We start from the raw sequence: 16725 nt of genomic DNA, 5'->3' as shown, positions 1-16725 counted from the left end.
GGATTCGCACCGGCTTTCCCTCGTACGGAAGTGTGGACGACGGGTTCACTCTACCGGCCCGTAGCGTGCGGGCCCCGGCCACCGGCCCGCGGCTACAGTGCCCGGTACGTCACCGGGTCGCTGCCCGGGACCGCTTCCGCGCGGCCCTGTTTCACCAATCGCCGCAGGTGGGCCTCGGCTTCGGAGACGGCGATGTTGCGTGATCCGTACGGGATCCGCTCCCAGGGCCGGTTCCATTCCATCCGCTCGGCCAGCCCCCACGGGGTCAGTGGTTCGGCCAGCAGCGCCCACAGGCCCGCCAGCCGCTCCTCGTGGTGTGCGAGGAGTTCGCGCACGCGGGCGGGGGCGTCGGTGAAGGCGTGCTGGTGGGCCGGGAGCACCTCGGCCGGGTCGAGGCGGTCGATGCGTTCGAGGGAGTCGAGGTAGTCGCCGAGCGGGTCGGTGACGCGGGTGACGCCGTGCTCGTCGGGGGCCTCGTACAGGCCGATGTGCGGGGAGATCCCGGGCAGCAGGTGGTCGCCGGAGAAGAGGCGGCCGTTGCCGGGGAGGTTCGCCGGATGGGCCTCCTCCAGGTGCAGGCAGACATGGCCGGGGGTGTGGCCGGGGGTCCAGATGGCGCGCAGCCGGCGTCCGGCGAGGGGGAGCAGCTCGGCGGGGACGATCTCCCGGTCGGGGACGGCGGCGTGCAGGCCGGGCAGGGTGCGCAGGCGGCCGCTCGTGCGGGCGGCGCGCAGCGGGGCGACGTGCTCCTCGGGGGCCCCGGCGGCGGCGAGCTTCTCGCTCATGTAGTCGAACCAGACGCCGGGCTCGGCGGCGCGGGTCCGTACGACGACCTCGGTGTCGGCGGCGTGCATGGCGATCCAGGCACCGGAGGCCTCGCGCACCTGGCCGGACAGGCCGTGGTGGTCGGGGTGGTGGTGGGTGATGACGACGCCGTGGACGTCGGCGACGGCGATGCCGAGGGTGCCGAGGCCGGCGGTGAGCGTGTCCCAGGAGGCGGGGTCGTCCCAGCCGGTGTCGACGAGGACCGGGCCGCGGTCGGTGTCGAGGACGTGGACGAGGGTGTGGCCGAGGGGGTTGTCGGGGATGGGCACCTTGATCGCCCACACTCCGCCGCCGTGGTCGGTGACCGGGGGTGTGTCCGGTGCGGGGCGCGCGTGCGCCTTCCCCGCCTTCCCCGCCTCCCGCGTCTCGTTCGTCTCCTGCGCCTCGTCCGCCGCCATGAGATCCCCTGCCGCTCGTCCCGCCCACAAGAACCTGTTTCAGTAGTAGCCCAAGTCGACCACTTTCGGCTGCTCCTGACTAGTCGTTGGATCTTCCGGGCTTGCCCCGGGCGGTTCCGTCCCGGCCGTGGACTCCTCTAACTAGAACTGGTATCAGTTCTGCAACGTCAAGCCGCAGGAGGCCTCAGCCATGACCGAGCTCGTGGAACACGGACAACTGTTCATCGGCGGGGAATGGACGGATCCGCTCGGCACCGACACGATCCGGGTCGTCTCCCCCCACACCGAGCAGGTCATCGGCTCCGTCCCGCACGCCTCCGAGGGCGACGTGGACCGCGCCGTGGCGGCCGCCCGCCGGGCCTTCGACGAGGGCCCCTGGCCGCGGATGACCCTCGAGGAGCGCATCGCCGTCGTCTCCCGGATCAAGGACGCCATAGCCGTCCGGCACGAGGAGATCGCCCGCTCGATCAGCTCCCAGAACGGCTCCCCGTACTCCTGGAGCGTCCTCGCCCAGGCGCTCGGCCCGATGATGGTCTACGACGCCGCGATCACCGTCGCGCGCGCCTACCCGTACGAGGAGCACCGCCAGGGCGCCCTCGGCCCGATCCTGGTGCGCCGCGAACCGGTCGGGGTCGTCGCGGCCGTCATCCCGTGGAACGTGCCGCAGTTCGTGGCGGCGGCCAAGCTCGCCCCCGCGCTGCTCAGCGGCTGCACCGTGATCCTGAAGCCGTCCCCGGAGGCCCCGCTCGACTCCTACATCCTCGCCGACATCGCGCGCGAGGCCGGGGTGCCGGAGGGCGTGCTGTCGATCCTGCCCGCCGACCGGGAGGTCAGCGAGTACCTGGTCGGCCACCCCGGCATCGACAAGGTCGCCTTCACCGGATCGGTCGCCGCCGGCAGGCGCGTGATGGAGGTGGCCGCGCGCAACCTGACCCGGGTCACCCTGGAACTCGGCGGCAAGTCGGCAGCCGTGATCCTGCCGGACGCCGACCTGGAGCCCACGGTGGCCGGGATCGTCCCCGCCGCCTGGATGAACAACGGCCAGGCGTGCGTGGCGCAGACCCGGATCCTCGTCCCGCGCAGCCGGTACGAGGAGGCGGCCGAGGCCTTCGCGGCGGCGGCCGGCGCCCTGGTCGTCGGCGACCCGCTGGACCCGGCCACGCAACTCGGCCCGCTCGTCGCCCGGCGCCAGCAGCAGCGGTCCCTGGACTACATCCGGATCGGCCAGGAGGAGGGCGCGAAGGTGCTGTCGGGCGGCGGGCGCCCGGCGGGCCTGGACCGCGGATGGTACGTGGAGCCCACCCTGTTCGGGGACGTGGACAACTCCATGCGGATCGCGCGCGAGGAGATCTTCGGCCCGGTCGTCTGCCTGATCCCGTACGGGGACGAGGCGGAGGCCGTGCGGGTGGCCAACGACTCGGAGTTCGGCCTCAGCGGCAGCGTCTGGACGGCCGACGTGGACCACGGCATCGGCTTCGCCCGGCAGATCCGCACCGGCACCTTCAACGTGAACACCTTCAGCCTGGACATGCTGGGGCCCTTCGGCGGCTACAAGAACAGCGGCTTGGGCCGGGAGTTCGGCCCCGAGGGCCTGAGCGAGTACCTCGAGCACAAGATGATCCACCTGCCCGCGGGCTACGAGGCGGGTGCCTGATGGGCGACCGCTGGCAGGTCGAGGTGGACCGGGGCGTCTGCATCGGATCGGGCATGTGCGTGAACCACGCCCCGGAGGGCTTCGTCCTCGACTCGGCCCGCCAGTCCCACCCCCGCACCCCGCAGTCGGACGCGAACGAGCCGATCCTGACGGCGGCGGAGGGCTGCCCCGTCGAGGCGATCCTGATCACCTTGGCCGAGACCGGCGAACCGGTCTTCCCGCCGGAGGAGTAGGACGGCAACCGCACGACAGCACGACGTGTGCTCCGGTTCCGCCGTGCTGCGGTGTTTGAGACGGCCCCACAGCGCCAAACGCCACCCCCCGTCGTGCGGCGGGGGGTGCCACCGCACAAGCGTGGCGAAACAGAGTCGATCTTACGTGTCTGTTCAACTGGTCGGCGCGGGGGCGAGGAGCCGTACAGTTCTTACGGGCCCAGGTGGACCGGTCCGCAGGGGTCAGTGGCGGAGAGGGCCAGTCGACGCCGTGACAGTCACACGTAGTCCGGACCTTGCACCGCTCTCGGTCATCGCCGTGGCTCCCGCATCCAGCACCCAGCGCTTTCCGAGCTGGTCCCGTAGGGTGCTGGCCCGGAGGGCTCGAGCCGGCGGCGTGCGAAACCGGACCGACGATTCCAAAGGGCAGGCCGCGAGCAGCGGGCCTGTCGGGCTCCCCGCACCGCCGTGGGTGCACACAGCATCGATACGATCGTCGGGCTATATACCGCCGAACGTACCGGTGTCGCGGACACCGCAGGAATCCCAGAGGTGTCATGTCCGACAGTCTCGTCCTCACCGGGGACCGTGTCCCGGGCCCTGCCGGGGCGCCGCAGGCAGTCCCCGACCCGGCCCGTCGCCAGAGGATGTGGTCGAGGCGCAGCCGGGCGGTGAAGACACCGCGGATCGCCGTGCTGGACGGGCTGCGGCTGCTCGCGGCGTTGTCGGTGGTCCTGTTCCACTACCTGGCCGGCTCCGGGACGATCCCCTGGCAGCGCACTGCGGTCGAGCTGTTTCCCGCGCTGCACCGAATAGCCGGGTTCGGCTGGCTGGGCGTGGTCTTCTTCTTCATGATCAGCGGGTTCGTCATCTGCATGTCCAGCTGGGGCAAATCGCTGCAGCAATTCTGGCAGAGCCGGATTCTGCGCCTGTTCCCGCTGTACTGGGCGGCGGTCGTGCTCTCCACGTTGGCCGGGCGCCTGGGCCCGCAGACTCCCGGCGAGTCGAAGGTCACCGTCGGCCAGATGCTTACGAACCTCACGATGCTGCACGAGCCCCTCGGAGTAAGCCACGTGGACACCGTCTACTGGACTCTCTGGGTCGAGCTGCGCTTTTACCTGATCTTCTCCCTGGTGGTCCTCCTGGGTACGAGCTACCGTCGGATCGCCAACTTCTGCTGGATCTGGGCACTGGGTTCGGTCCTGGCTCCCGCGTCCGGTATCCCGCTGCTTGAGCAGCTCCTCGTGCCTCTGTGGTCCCCCTTCTTCATCGCCGGTATCGCCTTCTACCTGGTCCGCCGTGCGGGCCGGTTCGAGGCTGAGACCCTGGGCCTCGTGGCGCTGTCCTGGCTGCTGATGCAGCACCGCCTCCCGGCGGTCATGGCGTGGGAGGGGCACGGCATCAACTGGAAGGTCTGCCTGACCGCGATCACCGTCATGTACCTGGTGATGGGGCTGATCGCGCTCGGCAAGCTGGACCGGATCCAGTGGCGCTGGCTGCCGGTCGCGGGCGCGATCTCGTACCCGCTCTACCTAGTGCACCAGTCGCTGGGCGTGCGGGTGATCTGGCGGTGGAACGAGCAGTGGGGCCCCTGGCCGACCCTGCTCGGGGTGACCGCGGCGATGGTGTTGATCGCCTGGCTGCTGCACCGCGTGGTGGAGCGGCCGCTCACGCGACTGCTGCGCCGGCTGATGGCCCCGCAAGGCGGCCGGGAACAGAAGCCCGCCGTTTAGGGGGCGGTCCGGTCCCGCCCGGCACTGCCCGGTCCCGCACGTTCAGTCCCGCATGTCCGGCCGCACGTCCCGTCCCCTCGGCACGTCCCGTCCCCCCGGCCCACCCCCGGCGGCGGGTTCAGGACTTTTCCGGGGCGGCGGGTGGGGCCGTCAGGTCGATGAGGCGGCAGACCGTCTCGATGTCGATCTTGACCTGGGCGATCGAGGCGCGGCCCGAGAGCCAGGTGATCAGGGCCGAGTGCCAGGTGTGCTCGATGACGCGGACCGCCGAGAGCTGTTCGGCCGTCGGCGGGGCGTCCAGGCCCATCGCGTCCAGGATGATCGCCGTGGTCAGCCGGGACACCGTGTCCACCTCGGGGCTCACGCTGCGGTCCGCGAAGGTGAGGGCCCTGACCATGGCGTCGGCCAGGTGCGGTTCGCGCTGGAGGGCCCGGAAGGCCCGCATCAGGGTCTCCGCGACCCGCGCAGCCGGGTCGTCGCCGGCCGGGGGGCGCTTGCGCAGCGTGGTGTGCAGGTGCTGGAGCTGGTCCTGCATGGTGGCCACCAACAGGTGCACCTTGGACGGGAAGTAGCGGTAGAGGGTGCCGAGCGCCACGCTGGAGGACTCCGCGACCTCGCGCATCTGGACCGCGTCGAAGCCGCCCCGGCTGGCCAGCTGGGCGCTGGCGTGCAGGATCCGGCGGCGGCGCGCCTCCTGGCGCTCCGTCAGGGGAGGCGACGCCGGTGTGGTCACGGCCTTCACTTCCGCTGTCATGTGTCCCGTTGTCCCGTTCCGTGTCGTTGCGCGCGCTGATTCCGGGCTGATCGGGGGCCAGCATGGCAGGCGCCGGAGCCGTGGCGCGAATCACCTGCTCCGCCTCTTACGGTGTAGTTTCCGGCCGGTAGATTCAATGGTCTTCGACGGATCAAGTCTGAAACTTGTTCTACATTATCCGAGCGGTTACGCTCCGGCGAAAGTTGCAGGCAGAAGGGGGCCGAGAGTGACCGCTGAGGCCATCGTGACGAGCCCTTTCGCGGGTTCCGCCACCGACGGCGACCGCCCGTTGCGCATCGCACTCCTCACCTACAAGGGGAACCCGTTCTGCGGCGGCCAGGGCGTCTACGTCCGCCACCTCTCGCGCGAGCTCGTGAAGCTGGGCCACTGCGTCGAGGTCATCGGCGCGCAGCCCTATCCCGTCCTCGACACCGGGGCCACCCTCACCGAGCTGCCGAGCCTCGACCTGTACCGCAGCCCCGACCCCTTCCGCACCCCGAAGCGCGACGAGTACCGGGATTGGATCGACGCCCTCGAAGTCGCCACCATGTGGACCGGCGGCTTCCCCGAGCCGCTGACCTTCTCCCTGCGGGCCCGGCGCCACCTCGCCGCCCGCGCCGGTGAGTTCGACGTCATCCACGACAACCAGACCCTGGGATACGGCCTGCTGGGCGACCTCGGCGCGCCGCTGGTCACCACCATCCACCACCCCATCACCGTCGACCGGCAGCTCGACCTCGACGCCGCGAAGGGCCGGGGGAAGCGGCTCTCCGTGCGCCGTTGGTACGGCTTCACCCGCATGCAGGGCCGCGTCGCCCGCAGGCTGCCGTCCGTGCTCACCGTCTCCGGCTCCTCCAAACAGGAGATCTCCCAGCACCTGGGCGTCCGCGACGAGCGCATCCACGTCGTGCACATCGGCGCCGACACCGCCCTGTGGTCGCCGGACGCCTCCGTGGCCGAGGTGCCCGGCCGCATCGTCACCACCTCCAGCGCCGACGTCCCGCTCAAGGGGCTCGTCCACCTCGTCGAGGCCCTCGCGAAGCTGCGCACCGAGCAGCCCGACGCCCACCTCGTCGTCGTCGGCAAGCGCGCCGAGAAGGGGCCGGTCGCCCGCGCCATCGAGACCTACGGGCTGGGCGACGCGGTCCGGTTCGTCAAGGGCGTCACCGACGCCGAACTCGTCGACCTCGTGCGCAGCGCCCAGGTCGCCTGCGTGCCCTCCCTCTACGAGGGCTTCTCCCTCCCGGCGGCCGAGGCCATGGCCACCGGCACCCCGCTCGTCGCCACCACCGGCGGCGCCATCCCCGAGGTCGCCGGCCCCGACGGCGAGACCTGCCTCGCGGTGCCCCCCGGCGACGCCGGAGCCCTGGCCGCCGCGCTCGGCCGGCTGCTGGGCGACCCGGAGCTGCGCGCCCGCCTCGGCGCCGCCGGGCGCGAACGGGTCCTGACCCGCTTCACCTGGGCCAAGGCCGCCGAGGGAACCGCCGCGCACTACCGGGCCGCCATCGAGCGGGCAGCCGCCCGCACCCGCCGCCCGCGGTGACCTTCCCCCCGACTCCGCCCCCTCCTCACCACCCCCGCGACCGCGAAGGCAGGACCCCGTGCTGACCGTCGATTTCTCCCGGTTCCCGCTCGCCGCAGGCGACCGCGTACTCGATCTGGGCTGCGGCGCAGGCCGGCACGCCTTCGAGTGCTACCGGAGAGGCGCCCAGGTGGTCGCCGTCGACCGCAACGGCGAGGAGATCCGCGAGGTCGCCAAGTGGTTCGCCGCGATGAAGGAGGCCGGCGAGGCCCCCGCGGGCGCCAGCGCCACCGCCATGGAGGGCGACGCGCTCGCCCTGCCCTTCCCCGACGAGTCCTTCGACGTCGTCATCATCTCCGAGGTGATGGAGCACATCCCCGACGACAAGGGCGTCCTCGCCGAGATGGTCCGCGTCCTCAAGCCCGGCGGGCGCATCGCCGTCACCGTGCCCCGCTACGGCCCCGAGAAGGTCTGCTGGGCCCTCTCCGACGCCTACCACGAGGTCGAGGGCGGCCACATCCGCATCTACAAGGCGGACGAGCTGCTCGGCAAGATGGAGGCCGCCGGCCTCAAGCCCTACGGCACCCACCACGCGCACGGCCTGCACTCCCCGTACTGGTGGCTCAAGTGCGCCTTCGGCGTCGACAACGACAAGGCGCTGCCCGTCAAGGCGTACCACAAGCTCCTGGTCTGGGACATCATGAAGAAGCCGGCGCTCACCCGCCTCGCCGAGCAGGCCCTCAACCCGGTCATCGGCAAGAGCTTCGTGGCGTACGCGACCAAGCCGCACCTTCCGGTCCTCCCCGACGGCGACGCGAAGTGAGCTCGCCCGGGCGCACCGAACACCTCGTCCTGGACGGGGTGCTGACGGCGGAGCAGGCCGCCCAGACCGTGGCGGGGATACGCGCCGCGCAGCGCGCCGACGGGGCCATACCGTGGTTCCGCGGCCACCACCTCGACCCGTGGGACCACACCGAGGCCGCGATGGCCCTGGACGCGGCCGGTGAACACGAGGCCGCCGAGCGGGCGTACGCGTGGCTGGCCCGGCACCAGAACCGGGACGGCTCCTGGTACGCGGCCTACGCCGACCGGCCGGACGGCGTGGACACCGCCGAACCGCAGGACGCGAGCCGGGAGAGCAACTTCACGGCCTACATAGCCGTCGGCGTGTGGCACCACTACCTGTCCACCGGCGACGACGCCTTCCTGGACCGGATGTGGCCCGCCGTCCGCGCGGCCGTGGAGTGGGTGCTCACCCTCCAGCAGCCCGGCGGCGAGATCGGCTGGAAGCGGGAGGCCGACGGCACGCCCGTCACGGACGCCCTGCTGACCGGATCCTCCTCCATCCACCAGGCGCTGCGCTGCGCGCTGGCCATCGCCGAGCACCGCGAAGAGCCGCAGCCCGGCTGGGAACTCGCGGCGGGCGCACTGCGCCACGCCATCCGCCGCCACCCCGAGCGGTTCCTCGACAAGAACCACTACTCGATGGACTGGTACTACCCCGTCCTCGGCGGAGCCCTGACCGGACCCGAGGCCAAGGCGCGCATCGAGGAACGCTGGGGCGAGTTCGTGGTGCCGGACCTCGGCGTGCGCTGCGTCCTGCCGAACCCGTGGGTCACGGGCGGCGAGTCCTGCGAGCTGGCCCTCGCCCTGTGGGCGACGGGCGAGTCGGACCGGGCGCTGGAGATCCTGCGCTCGATCACGCACCTGCGCGCCGACAACGGCATGTACTGGACGGGGTACGTGTTCCAGGACAAGGCGGTGTGGCCGGTCGAGCAGACCACCTGGACCGCCGGCTCGCTGCTGCTCGCCGTCGCGGCCCTGGGAGGGGACGAAGCCACCACCGAGGTGTTCGGCGGGGCCTCGCTCCCGGCCGGGCTGGAGCCCGACTGCTGCGCCTGATCAGCGGCGGTAGAGCCACCCGGCGACGGCGTGGCCGATGAGGAGGTAGGCGACGGCGGCTATGCCGTAGCCGACGACGACCTGGACCCATTCCTTGCTGAAGGTGAACAGGTCGTAGGACCAGGCGGCCAGCCAGCTCGCGGCGTCGTGGATGAAGTCGACGAGGCCGTTGCCCTGGTTGGCGTCCAGGAGATAGAGGAGAATCCAGAGGCCGATGATGAAGGCGAGCACGTCAGCCACCAGTGCGACGGCTCGTCCTGCCTGACTGCTTCCCCTGGTACGTGCTCGCGTGTGAGTGCTCATGTCAAGCGTGTTGCCGCGTAGGGGCTGCGTAAACCCGAACGGGCCGCCCCGGGTGGCGGGGGCCGGGGGCCGGGGCGAGGCTGCTCGGGACCCCTCATCCCCGGAGGAAACCGTGGCCGTACGCCGTACCACCGTCCGCATCCGCCGCGTGTTCACGGCGGTGCTCCTGTCCACCGCGCTGCTGGCCGGCGGAACCGCCTGTGGCAGCGGAAGCGGCGGCAGCAGCGGATCCCAGGCTCAGGACGTAGTCTCGGTGGCGCAGGCCGACGAGCTGGCCGCGCTCGCGGCGGCGCTGCCGGCCGCCGCCGAGGCCGACAAGGCCGCCCCGACGCCCTCGCCGAGCACCACCGCCGAGAAGCAGAAGTTCGCCAAGACGCGCTTCGTCGCCAACGCCGGGCTCGCGGCCGGGGCGACTTACCAGTGGATCGTCAAGCCGTACAAGGCGGGCAAGTTCAAGAAGGGCGCGAAGGGCCGTACCTTCGCCCTCGTCAAGGCGGGTCTCGCCGGCGCCTTCGCGTACAACCGGCTGAAGGCGGCCGCCGACAACGCCAAGGGCGACCCGCTGCTGTCGAAGGCGATGGTCCCGCTGACGGCGGGCATCGAGTCCCTCAAGGGCCTCGGCAGCAAGCTCCGCAAGGGCGAGGCCGGCGACGCCGACATCGACGCCTTCGACAACGTCATCAGCGGAGTGAAGGAAGCCGGCAAGGGCGCGGGCGCCCCCGTGACCGACCAGGTGCCGAGCGTCTCCCAGCTCGGCGGATAGCCCGGCGCGGCCAGGACCCGGAGGCCTGTTTCAATGGTCGCGTGATCGAGATCGTGGTGGTCGTCCTCGGCGCCGCGGGAGCCGGCTGGCTCCTGCGGCGCAAGCACCTCGCGCGGACGGCCGCCGGGCCCGTGCCCGGCATCCCCTGCATGGCCCGCCGACCCGCCGGCCAGGGCCGGTGGCGGCCGGGCCGGGTCTACGCCGACCAGGACGCGCCCCGCTGGGTCCCGCAGCGCGGCGAGCCCGTACTCCTGCCCGGCGGCCGGGCCACCGGGGTGCGGGCTCCTTCCGTGAAGGAGGGCATGTCCATCCACCCCGGCTCGCGGATCGTCGCTTGCGCCTACGACGACGGCGGGACGATGGAGATCGCCGTCATGCCGCTGGACCTGCGCGAGCTGCTGGCGGCGGTGTCGCGGACCGGGGACGCCGGGGAGTCGTAGACAGGTTCGCGAGGGCAAGGGCTCCTACTGGCCGCCGAGCTCCGCCAGGACGCGCAGGGTGTGCGGGTCCGGGGCGGTCAGGAGCAGGTCGGTGACCGGCCCCTTGCGCCACAGTTCCAGGCGCTCCGCGATCCGCTCGCGGGGGCCGACCAGCGAGATCTCGTCGGCGAACGCGTCCGGGACGGCGAGCACCGCCTCCTCCCTGCGGCCGGCGAGGAACAGCTCCTGGATCCGTCGGGCCTCGGCCTCGTACCCCATCCGCGCCATCAGGTCGGCGTGGAAGTTGCGGGCCGCGTGGCCCATGCCGCCGATGTAGAAGCCGAGCATCGCCTTGACGGGGAGCAGCCCCTCGGCGACGTCGTCGCAGACCTTGGCCCGGGCCATCGGGGCGATCATGAACCCGTCGGGGAGGTCGGTCAGCGAGGCCTGGTAGACGTCGGTGCGGCTCGGTGACCAGTACAGGGGGAGCCAGCCGTCCGCGATCCGCGTGGTCTGGGCGATGTTCTTGGGCCCCTCCGCGCCCAGCAGGAGCGGCAGGTCCGCGCGGAGCGGGTGGGTGATGGGCTTCAGGGCCTTGCCGGTGCCGGTGCCGTCCTCCCCGCGGTACGGGTGCTGGTGGAAGCGGCCCTCGAGGGCGACGGGCCCCTCGCGGCGCAGCACCTGCCGGATCACGTCGACGTACTCGCGGGTCGCGGTGAGCGGGCTGGAGGGGAAGGGGCGCCCGTACCAGCCCTCGACGACCTGCGGGCCGGACAGGCCCAGGCCCAGCATCATCCGGCCGCCCGACAGGTGGTCCAGGGTGAGGGCGTGCATGGCGGTGGCGGTGGGGGAGCGGGCGGCCATCTGCGCGATGGCCGTGCCGAGCCGGATCCGCGAGGTGTGAGCGGCGATCCAGGTGAGCGGGGTGAAGGCGTCCGAGCCCCAGGCCTCGGCGGTCCACACCGAGTGGTAGCCGAGGTTCTCGGCCTCGGTGGCGAGGTCGAGGTGGTCGCGGGCGGGGCCGCGGCCCCAGTAGCCGAGTGCGAGTCCGAGGCGCATGAGGTCCCCTCCGGCGCTACAGTTCCTGACGGTGCGTCAGGTGACTGTAGGGCAACGGCCCCCCGCCCGGAAGGGCGGGGGGCCGTTGCCGAAAACGCCGGTGCGGTGGGAACTCAGCCGCGCTGGATGCCCGAGGTGTCGTTCAGGACGCCGCGGCGCCCGTCCTGGGTCTGGGCGATCAGGGTGGACGCGCCGCGCTGCTCGACGGCCAGGTACCAAGTGCCGGGGGCCAGTTCGGCGATCGGGGTGGGGGAGCCGTCCTCGGCGAAGAGGGGGCGGGCCACCGGGACGGCGAACCAGAACGGCGTGAAGTCGGCGGCGGGAGCCGGGGCCGCCTCCTGCGGAGCCGGGGTCGGCGTCGGGGCCGGGGTCGGGGTGCCGCCGTACGGCGGGGCCGGCTGCGGGGTGGAGCCGTAGGGCTGCGGCTGCTGCCCGCCCGGGTAGCCGTATCCGGCGCCCGGCTGCGGCTGGCCGCCGTACGGCGGGACGGCGGCGGGCCTCGGCTCCGGCAGCAGGGCCCCGGCGAGCGCAGGGACCTTGGCGCCGAAGAGCGCGACACCGGCCAGGGCCAGGGTGGCGAGGAAGGCGATGATCGAGCCCGCGCCGAGGTCGATCTGGCTCGGGCAGGTGATCAGCGCCCACAGCGCGGACCAGGCGGCCGAGACGGCGAGCACGGTGCCCCACGCCGCCAGCGGCAGGCCGAGCACCTTGCGGGTCTCGGGCTGGAAGCGGCCGGCGATCAGCAGGCCGGCGGCGATGAAGCCGATCAGGAAGACACTGGGGAGCACCAGACGGTAGGAGTCGGTGTCCCACGCGCTCGGGAGGTCGCCACCGGTGGTGGAGTAGAAATCGAGGAACGAGGCGATGAACAGCAGCACCGCTGCTCCGATCACCACGCCGTCGCCTCGAGTGAGGGAGCGGATGTTCACGTCTTAGGTGTCCTTCTCGGTCTCGGTCGTCTCGTGGTGCCGCGGTCGCAGAACGTGCACTGGAGCGGGGCGGGCGGCACCATGGTACGGAGTGTCCCGCGGCCGAGCGGATCGGGGCTGCGAGCAGTCCCGATCCGGGACTCCCGAGGGGACTACCCGCCGAGGAAGCCTACGATGCCGTCGGCGATGCCCTGGGCCGCCTTCTGCCGCCAGTCCGGACTCGTCAGTTGCGCCGCGTCCTTGGCGTCACGCATGTTGCCGCATTCGATGAACACCTTGGGCCGAGTTGACAGGTTCAGCCCGCCGAGGTCGTCGCGGACGACCAAGCCGGTGCCGCCGCCGAGGTAGTTGGCGGGGGAGGAACCGGTGGTGCGGGCGAAGTTGGACGCGATGCGCTCGCCGAGCCGGCGGGAGGGCTCGACGATGGCCGAGGTGTCGGCGGCGCCGCCCTTGACCTTGGCGGGGAGGATGAGGTGGAAGCCGCGGCTGCCCGAGGAGACGCCGTCGGCGTGGACGGAGACGACGGCATCGGCCTTGGCCTCGTTGCCGATGCGGGCGCGCTCGTCGATGCAGGGGCCCCAGGGGCGGTCGGCCGTGTGCGTGAGGACCACCTTGGCGCCGTGCGCTTCCAGCGCGGTCCGCAGGCGCTGGGAGACGTCGAGGGTGAACTCCGCCTCCATGTAGCCGGAGTCGGTGGTGGTGCCGGTGGTGTCGCATTCCTTGCGGTTGGTGCCGATGTCGACCTTCTGGTCGATCTCGTCGGTGTGGTCGAAGTTGCCGGTGTTGTGGCCGGGGTCGATGACGACGGTCCGGCCGGACAGGGGGCCCTTCGCGGGGGCGGGGGCCGGGGCCGGGGCCGCGGCAGGCGTGGCGGGGGGGGGGGTGGCCGTGGCCGCCGGCTTCGCGTCGCGGCCGTCGGGCCCGGCTCCGGTCAGCACCTGGGTCAGGACCCAGCCGGCCAGGGCGGTCGGCGCCAGCGCGGCGACCGCGATGACGAGGGTGGGGCGGCGCGTGAACCAGGGCCGGTGGTCCGGCCCGGCCGACGCGGCGGTGGCTTCGGGGCGTGGGGGGCTGTCGTCGTTGCGCACGCCGCGATGCTAGACCGCGGGGCTGCGGGGGATCCGGAGTGGGCCGTTCGGGGGCGTGGTGTGCTTATACGCCTGGGCCGGCTGGGGCACGAGACCCTTGCCCGCGGGGCCCGTCCGCCTGGGCGGGATCGGCCTGCGGGGCCGGTTCCGCTTCGCCTCAATCGCCGGCGCGGCTGGGTTTTTTCGCCTGGGCGGGATCGGTCGGCGGGGCCGGTTCCGCTTCGCCTCGATCGCCGGCGGGGCTGGGTTTTTCCGCCTGGGCGGGATCGGTCGGCGGGGTCCGTTCCGGGTTGTCCTGCCGGGCGGGGTCGGCCCGCTGGGCCCTGTCGCCGGTTATCTCCCTGGGCGGGATCGGTCTGCCGGGCTGTGCGCGGGGTCCCTCCGGGGCGTCTCCTCGGCTCGCGCACCAAGCCTTGTCCCGGCCGCTGGGCCACGGTTGCGCGCTCGTCCTGCGGGGACGCCCCTGCACGCCCCCGCTCCCCCACCGGTCCAAGGCGCCCAAGCCCCCACAACCGGAGTCGGCCGTGGGGTGGGGACGCGCAGGAGGGTCCCCGCAGGTCGAGCGCGCTACCTGGGTCGTGCTTGCGCAGCCGGGGCTGGGTGCGCGAGCCGAGGAGACGCTCCGGAGCGGCGCCGCCCCACCCCCGACCTGGTCAGGTGGGGGGATCGGGGCCCCCCGTCCGGAGTCGGCCGTGGGGTGGGGACGCGCAGGAGGGTCCCCGCAGGTCGAGCGCGCTACCTGGGCCGTACGTGCGCAGCCGGGGCTGGGTGCGCGAGCCGAGGAGACGCTCCGGAGCGGCGCCGCCCCACCCCCCGACCCGGTCAGGGGGATCGGGTCCTGCCGTCCAGATCTGCCCCGCCCCGGCCCGAGTGGGAAAGGGGTCGGGGCTCCCCGAACGGCGCGGCCCCGACCTACCCCCCGACCCGGCCCGGGAGGGCTAACGGCGGCGTAGGACGCGGAGGGAGTCCGTCGCCGAGAGCTCCTCGAAGTCGCCCGAGGCCAGCGCGCGCAGGTAGATGCGGTACGGGGCCTGGCCCCCGTCGGCCGGGTCCGGGAACACGTCGTGGATGACGAGCGTCCCGCCCTGGGCCAGGTGCGGGGTCCAGCCCTCGTAGTCGCCGGTCGCGTGCTCGTCGGTGTGGCCGCCGTCGATGAAGACGAAGCCGAGCGGCCCGCCCCAGGCCGCCGCGACCTGCGGGGAGCGGCCGACGATCGCGATCACGTGGTCCTCGAGACCGGCCCGGTGCAGCGTGCGCCGGAAGGCCGGCAGCGTGTCCATCAGGCCGACCTCCGGGTCCACGACCGTCGGGTCGTGGTACTCCCAGCCCGGCTGCTGCTCCTCGCTGCCCCGGTGGTGGTCGACGGTGATCGCCGCGACCCCGGCCTCGCGGGCCGCGTCGGCCAGCAGGATCGTCGAGCGCCCGCAGTACGTGCCGACCTCCAGCAGCGGCAGCCCCAGCGCCCCCGCCGCGACCGCGGCCTCGTACAGGGCGAGCCCCTCCCGTACGGGCATGAACCCCTTGGCCGCCTCGAAAGCGGCGAGGATCTCCGGCTTGGGGGTGGGCATGGTTCCTCCGGCGGTGAGTGGGTGGTGGGCGGGTGGGTCCGGTGTGGCGGCCCATGGTGCCCTACCGCCGAGTACTGGTGGATGCCGGGGCACCGTCAGCGGGCGAAGTGGGCGCCGAAGGCGAGTCCGGGGGTGGCGGTCAGGCCGGCCTGGGCGGGCAGGATCAGCTGGGCGCCCGGAGCGCCGACCTTCGCGCCGTTGGAGGGCAGGTAAGTGACCGAGCCGCTGTGGACCCCGTCCGCGTCGGAGGCGCCGACGACCAGGTCCGCCCTGCCGTCGTCGTTCGCGTCCGTCAGCGCGACCTCGATGCCGAACTGCTCGGCCCGCCGCGCACCGCCCGGCACCCCGGCCGAGGTGCGGTTGACCGCCTGCACGCCAGTGCCCGTGACCAGCCCGGCCGGCGACCCCCGGAACACGTGCACCCCTCCGGCGACCGGGACCGGGTCGAGGGACTCCCCGTAGGACCCGACCGCCAGGTCCTGGTAGCCGTCGCCGTCGACGTCGCCGAACGCGACGGACACGCCGAAGCCGTCGCCCTGCTCGCTCACGCCCGGCACTCCGGCCGTGTCCTGGTCGATGACGACCGGGGCCGCGGACGGTCCGGCGGCCGAACCGTACGCGACGAGGATCCGGCCGCCCCTGCCCCCCGACCTGTCACCGATGACGACGTCGCCGTAGCCGTCGCCGTTGATGTCCCCGACGGCCTGCTCGTCGCCCGCCCCCAGCGCCTTCGCGGCGTCGGGGAGGAGACCGGCGGGGCTGCCGGGCACGTAGTGGTTCAGGCTCGACACGACACCGGCCAGCACCAGGTCGTCGCGGCCGTCGCCGTTGACGTCCCCGCTCTCGACGCCTTCGTGGTACTGCGAGAGACGGAAGCCCAGCTGGGTCTTGGCGGGCGCGGTCTGCGCGCCGGACCTGGCGATCTTCCCGAAGGTGTACAGCGTGCTGTCCGCGGTCGCGTTGGTGGAGGCGGCCACGACGAGCTCGTCCCTGCCGTTCCCGTCGAAGTCGCCGACGGCGAGCTTCGCCCCCCACGTGCGCCGGTTCTGGAGGGTGGGGCTCCCGAGCCGGTCGGGATCGTCCAGCGTGACCGCGCCGCTCAGCCCGGCCTTGGAGCCCCAGACGACGGTGAGCAGGCCGGTGTGGTCGTTGTCGCCGTGCGCCGTCACGGCCAGGTCGCAGAAGCCGTCGCCGTCGAAGTCACCGGCCGCCGAAACGCCGCCGAAGCCGTCGTACGCCTCCGGGGCGTCGGGTATGCCGGACACGCCCTGGGCGAGCACCTGCCGCTTGGCCGCCGTGACCCCGGTGGCGGACCCGTAGAGCACGACCGCCTGGCCCGCCCCCTTCACCCCACCGACGTGCGCGTACGGCGTTCCCACGACGACATCGGTGAACCCGTCGCCGTTGAAGTCGGCCTTCGGCGCCGGCGCGGGGGCGGGGGCCGGCCCCGGTGCGGCCGCCGCTGTCCCCGCCGGCAGGAGCAGGCCGCCGCCGCCGACGGCGGCGGCCACGGTGAGGGCGGCGAGTGCGGTGCGCAACTTCGGTCGCATGCAGGGTCCTTCGGATCAGCAGGGAGATCGCTGGGTAGACCGGCCG

At 72.8% G+C, this 16725-nt stretch carries 16 protein-coding genes; 8 read left to right on the top strand and 8 right to left on the bottom strand.

Translation table 11 applies throughout. The features are described 5' to 3' along the window. Window positions 1-92: 92 nt before the first annotated feature. The gene (locus BGK67_RS12245) at window positions 93-1223 is read right to left on the bottom strand and encodes an MBL fold metallo-hydrolase (RefSeq protein WP_244291196.1); all 1131 of its coding nucleotides are present in this window, start codon (window positions 1221-1223) and stop codon (window positions 93-95) included. 190 nt (window positions 1224-1413) lie between these two features. Here BGK67_RS12245 and BGK67_RS12240 point away from each other — a divergent pair, with 190 nt between their 5' ends. From BGK67_RS12240 to BGK67_RS12230, 3 genes are all read left to right on the top strand, one after another. Then, entirely contained in the window at window positions 1414-2877 is a 1464-nt protein-coding gene (locus tag BGK67_RS12240) for an aldehyde dehydrogenase (protein WP_069920124.1), read from the top strand. Then, window positions 2877-3110, top strand: a complete 234-nt coding sequence (locus BGK67_RS12235; RefSeq protein ID WP_069920123.1) for a ferredoxin — start codon at window positions 2877-2879, stop codon at window positions 3108-3110. Before BGK67_RS12240 ends, BGK67_RS12235 begins: the two co-directional genes overlap by 1 nt. Before the next feature lie 536 nt (window positions 3111-3646). Beyond that, window positions 3647-4822 (top strand): acyltransferase family protein, encoded by a 1176-nt coding sequence (locus BGK67_RS12230; protein ID WP_079154141.1) that lies wholly within the window; start codon window positions 3647-3649, stop codon window positions 4820-4822. A 118-nt stretch (window positions 4823-4940) separates the two neighbouring features. Here the strand turns inward: BGK67_RS12230 and BGK67_RS12225 are convergent, their stop codons facing one another. Further along, the gene (locus BGK67_RS12225) at window positions 4941-5576 is read right to left on the bottom strand and encodes a TetR family transcriptional regulator (protein WP_069920122.1); all 636 of its coding nucleotides are present in this window, start codon (window positions 5574-5576) and stop codon (window positions 4941-4943) included. Window positions 5577-5802: 226 nt separating this feature from the next. Here BGK67_RS12225 and BGK67_RS12220 point away from each other — a divergent pair, with 226 nt between their 5' ends. Genes BGK67_RS12220 through BGK67_RS12210 form a run of 3 tightly spaced genes read left to right on the top strand, consistent with a single transcriptional unit; the run spans window position 5803 to window position 9000 of the window. Continuing rightward, entirely contained in the window at window positions 5803-7119 is a 1317-nt protein-coding gene (locus tag BGK67_RS12220; RefSeq protein WP_069920121.1) for a glycosyltransferase family 4 protein, read from the top strand. Window positions 7120-7177: 58 nt separating this feature from the next. Next, window positions 7178-7921, top strand: coding sequence for a class I SAM-dependent methyltransferase (locus BGK67_RS12215; RefSeq protein ID WP_069920120.1), 744 nt, complete (start codon window positions 7178-7180; stop codon window positions 7919-7921). Further along, entirely contained in the window at window positions 7918-9000 is a 1083-nt protein-coding gene (locus tag BGK67_RS12210; RefSeq protein ID WP_069920119.1) for a prenyltransferase/squalene oxidase repeat-containing protein, read from the top strand. Before BGK67_RS12215 ends, BGK67_RS12210 begins: the two co-directional genes overlap by 4 nt. Here BGK67_RS12210 and BGK67_RS12205 read toward each other — a convergent pair whose 3' ends face one another. Continuing rightward, a complete protein-coding gene (locus BGK67_RS12205; RefSeq protein ID WP_069920118.1) occupies window positions 9001-9303 on the bottom strand; it encodes a hypothetical protein in 303 nt (100 codons plus the stop codon). A 112-nt stretch (window positions 9304-9415) separates the two neighbouring features. Here BGK67_RS12205 and BGK67_RS12200 point away from each other — a divergent pair, with 112 nt between their 5' ends. Both BGK67_RS12200 and BGK67_RS12195 read left to right on the top strand, forming a co-directional pair. Beyond that, window positions 9416-10066, top strand: coding sequence for a hypothetical protein (locus BGK67_RS12200; RefSeq protein ID WP_069920117.1), 651 nt, complete (start codon window positions 9416-9418; stop codon window positions 10064-10066). 41 nt (window positions 10067-10107) lie between these two features. Next, window positions 10108-10506 carry a hypothetical protein gene (locus tag BGK67_RS12195; protein WP_069920116.1) on the top strand — a complete coding sequence of 133 codons (399 nt, stop codon included), beginning with the start codon at window positions 10108-10110 and terminating at the stop codon, window positions 10504-10506. 24 nt (window positions 10507-10530) lie between these two features. On the opposite strand, the gene BGK67_RS12190 is transcribed toward BGK67_RS12195, so the two are convergent. From BGK67_RS12190 to BGK67_RS12170, 5 genes are all read right to left on the bottom strand, one after another. Beyond that, on the bottom strand, window positions 10531-11544 hold the full coding sequence (locus tag BGK67_RS12190; protein ID WP_069920115.1) for an LLM class F420-dependent oxidoreductase: 1014 nt from the start codon (window positions 11542-11544) through the stop codon (window positions 10531-10533). A gap of 113 nt (window positions 11545-11657) precedes the next feature. After that, the gene (locus BGK67_RS12185; RefSeq protein WP_069920114.1) at window positions 11658-12473 is read right to left on the bottom strand and encodes a hypothetical protein; all 816 of its coding nucleotides are present in this window, start codon (window positions 12471-12473) and stop codon (window positions 11658-11660) included. 152 nt (window positions 12474-12625) lie between these two features. Beyond that, window positions 12626-13561 carry an N-acetylmuramoyl-L-alanine amidase gene (locus BGK67_RS12180; RefSeq protein WP_069920113.1) on the bottom strand — a complete coding sequence of 312 codons (936 nt, stop codon included), beginning with the start codon at window positions 13559-13561 and terminating at the stop codon, window positions 12626-12628. A 938-nt stretch (window positions 13562-14499) separates the two neighbouring features. After that, on the bottom strand, window positions 14500-15129 hold the full coding sequence (locus BGK67_RS12175; RefSeq protein ID WP_069920112.1) for a class I SAM-dependent methyltransferase: 630 nt from the start codon (window positions 15127-15129) through the stop codon (window positions 14500-14502). Between the two features lie 95 nt (window positions 15130-15224). Further along, window positions 15225-16679, bottom strand: coding sequence for an FG-GAP and VCBS repeat-containing protein (locus BGK67_RS12170; protein ID WP_069920111.1), 1455 nt, complete (start codon window positions 16677-16679; stop codon window positions 15225-15227). Window positions 16680-16725: the final 46 nt, after the last annotated feature.

Origin of the sequence: Streptomyces subrutilus (assembly GCF_001746425.1) — a bacterium.
Lineage (GTDB): Bacteria > Actinomycetota > Actinomycetes > Streptomycetales > Streptomycetaceae > Streptomyces > Streptomyces subrutilus_A.
This window is presented reverse-complemented; position numbering and strand designations above follow the sequence as displayed.

Bases quoted from the DNA above. Each gene is read 5' to 3' on its own strand.
- BGK67_RS12190 (WP_069920115.1), bottom strand. From the start codon at position 11,544: ATGCGCCTCGGACTCGCACTCGGCTACTGGGGCCGCGGCCCCGCCCGC.
- BGK67_RS12235 (WP_069920123.1), top strand. From the start codon at position 2,877: ATGGGCGACCGCTGGCAGGTCGAGGTGGACCGGGGCGTCTGCATCGGA.
- BGK67_RS12245 (WP_244291196.1), bottom strand. From the start codon at position 1,223: ATGGCGGCGGACGAGGCGCAGGAGACGAACGAGACGCGGGAGGCGGGG.
- BGK67_RS12230 (WP_079154141.1), top strand. From the start codon at position 3,647: ATGTCCGACAGTCTCGTCCTCACCGGGGACCGTGTCCCGGGCCCTGCC.
- BGK67_RS12225 (WP_069920122.1), bottom strand. From the start codon at position 5,576: ATGACAGCGGAAGTGAAGGCCGTGACCACACCGGCGTCGCCTCCCCTG.
- BGK67_RS12240 (WP_069920124.1), top strand. From the start codon at position 1,414: ATGACCGAGCTCGTGGAACACGGACAACTGTTCATCGGCGGGGAATGG.
- BGK67_RS12205 (WP_069920118.1), bottom strand. From the start codon at position 9,303: ATGAGCACTCACACGCGAGCACGTACCAGGGGAAGCAGTCAGGCAGGA.
- BGK67_RS12170 (WP_069920111.1), bottom strand. From the start codon at position 16,679: ATGCGACCGAAGTTGCGCACCGCACTCGCCGCCCTCACCGTGGCCGCC.
- BGK67_RS12175 (WP_069920112.1), bottom strand. From the start codon at position 15,129: ATGCCCACCCCCAAGCCGGAGATCCTCGCCGCTTTCGAGGCGGCCAAG.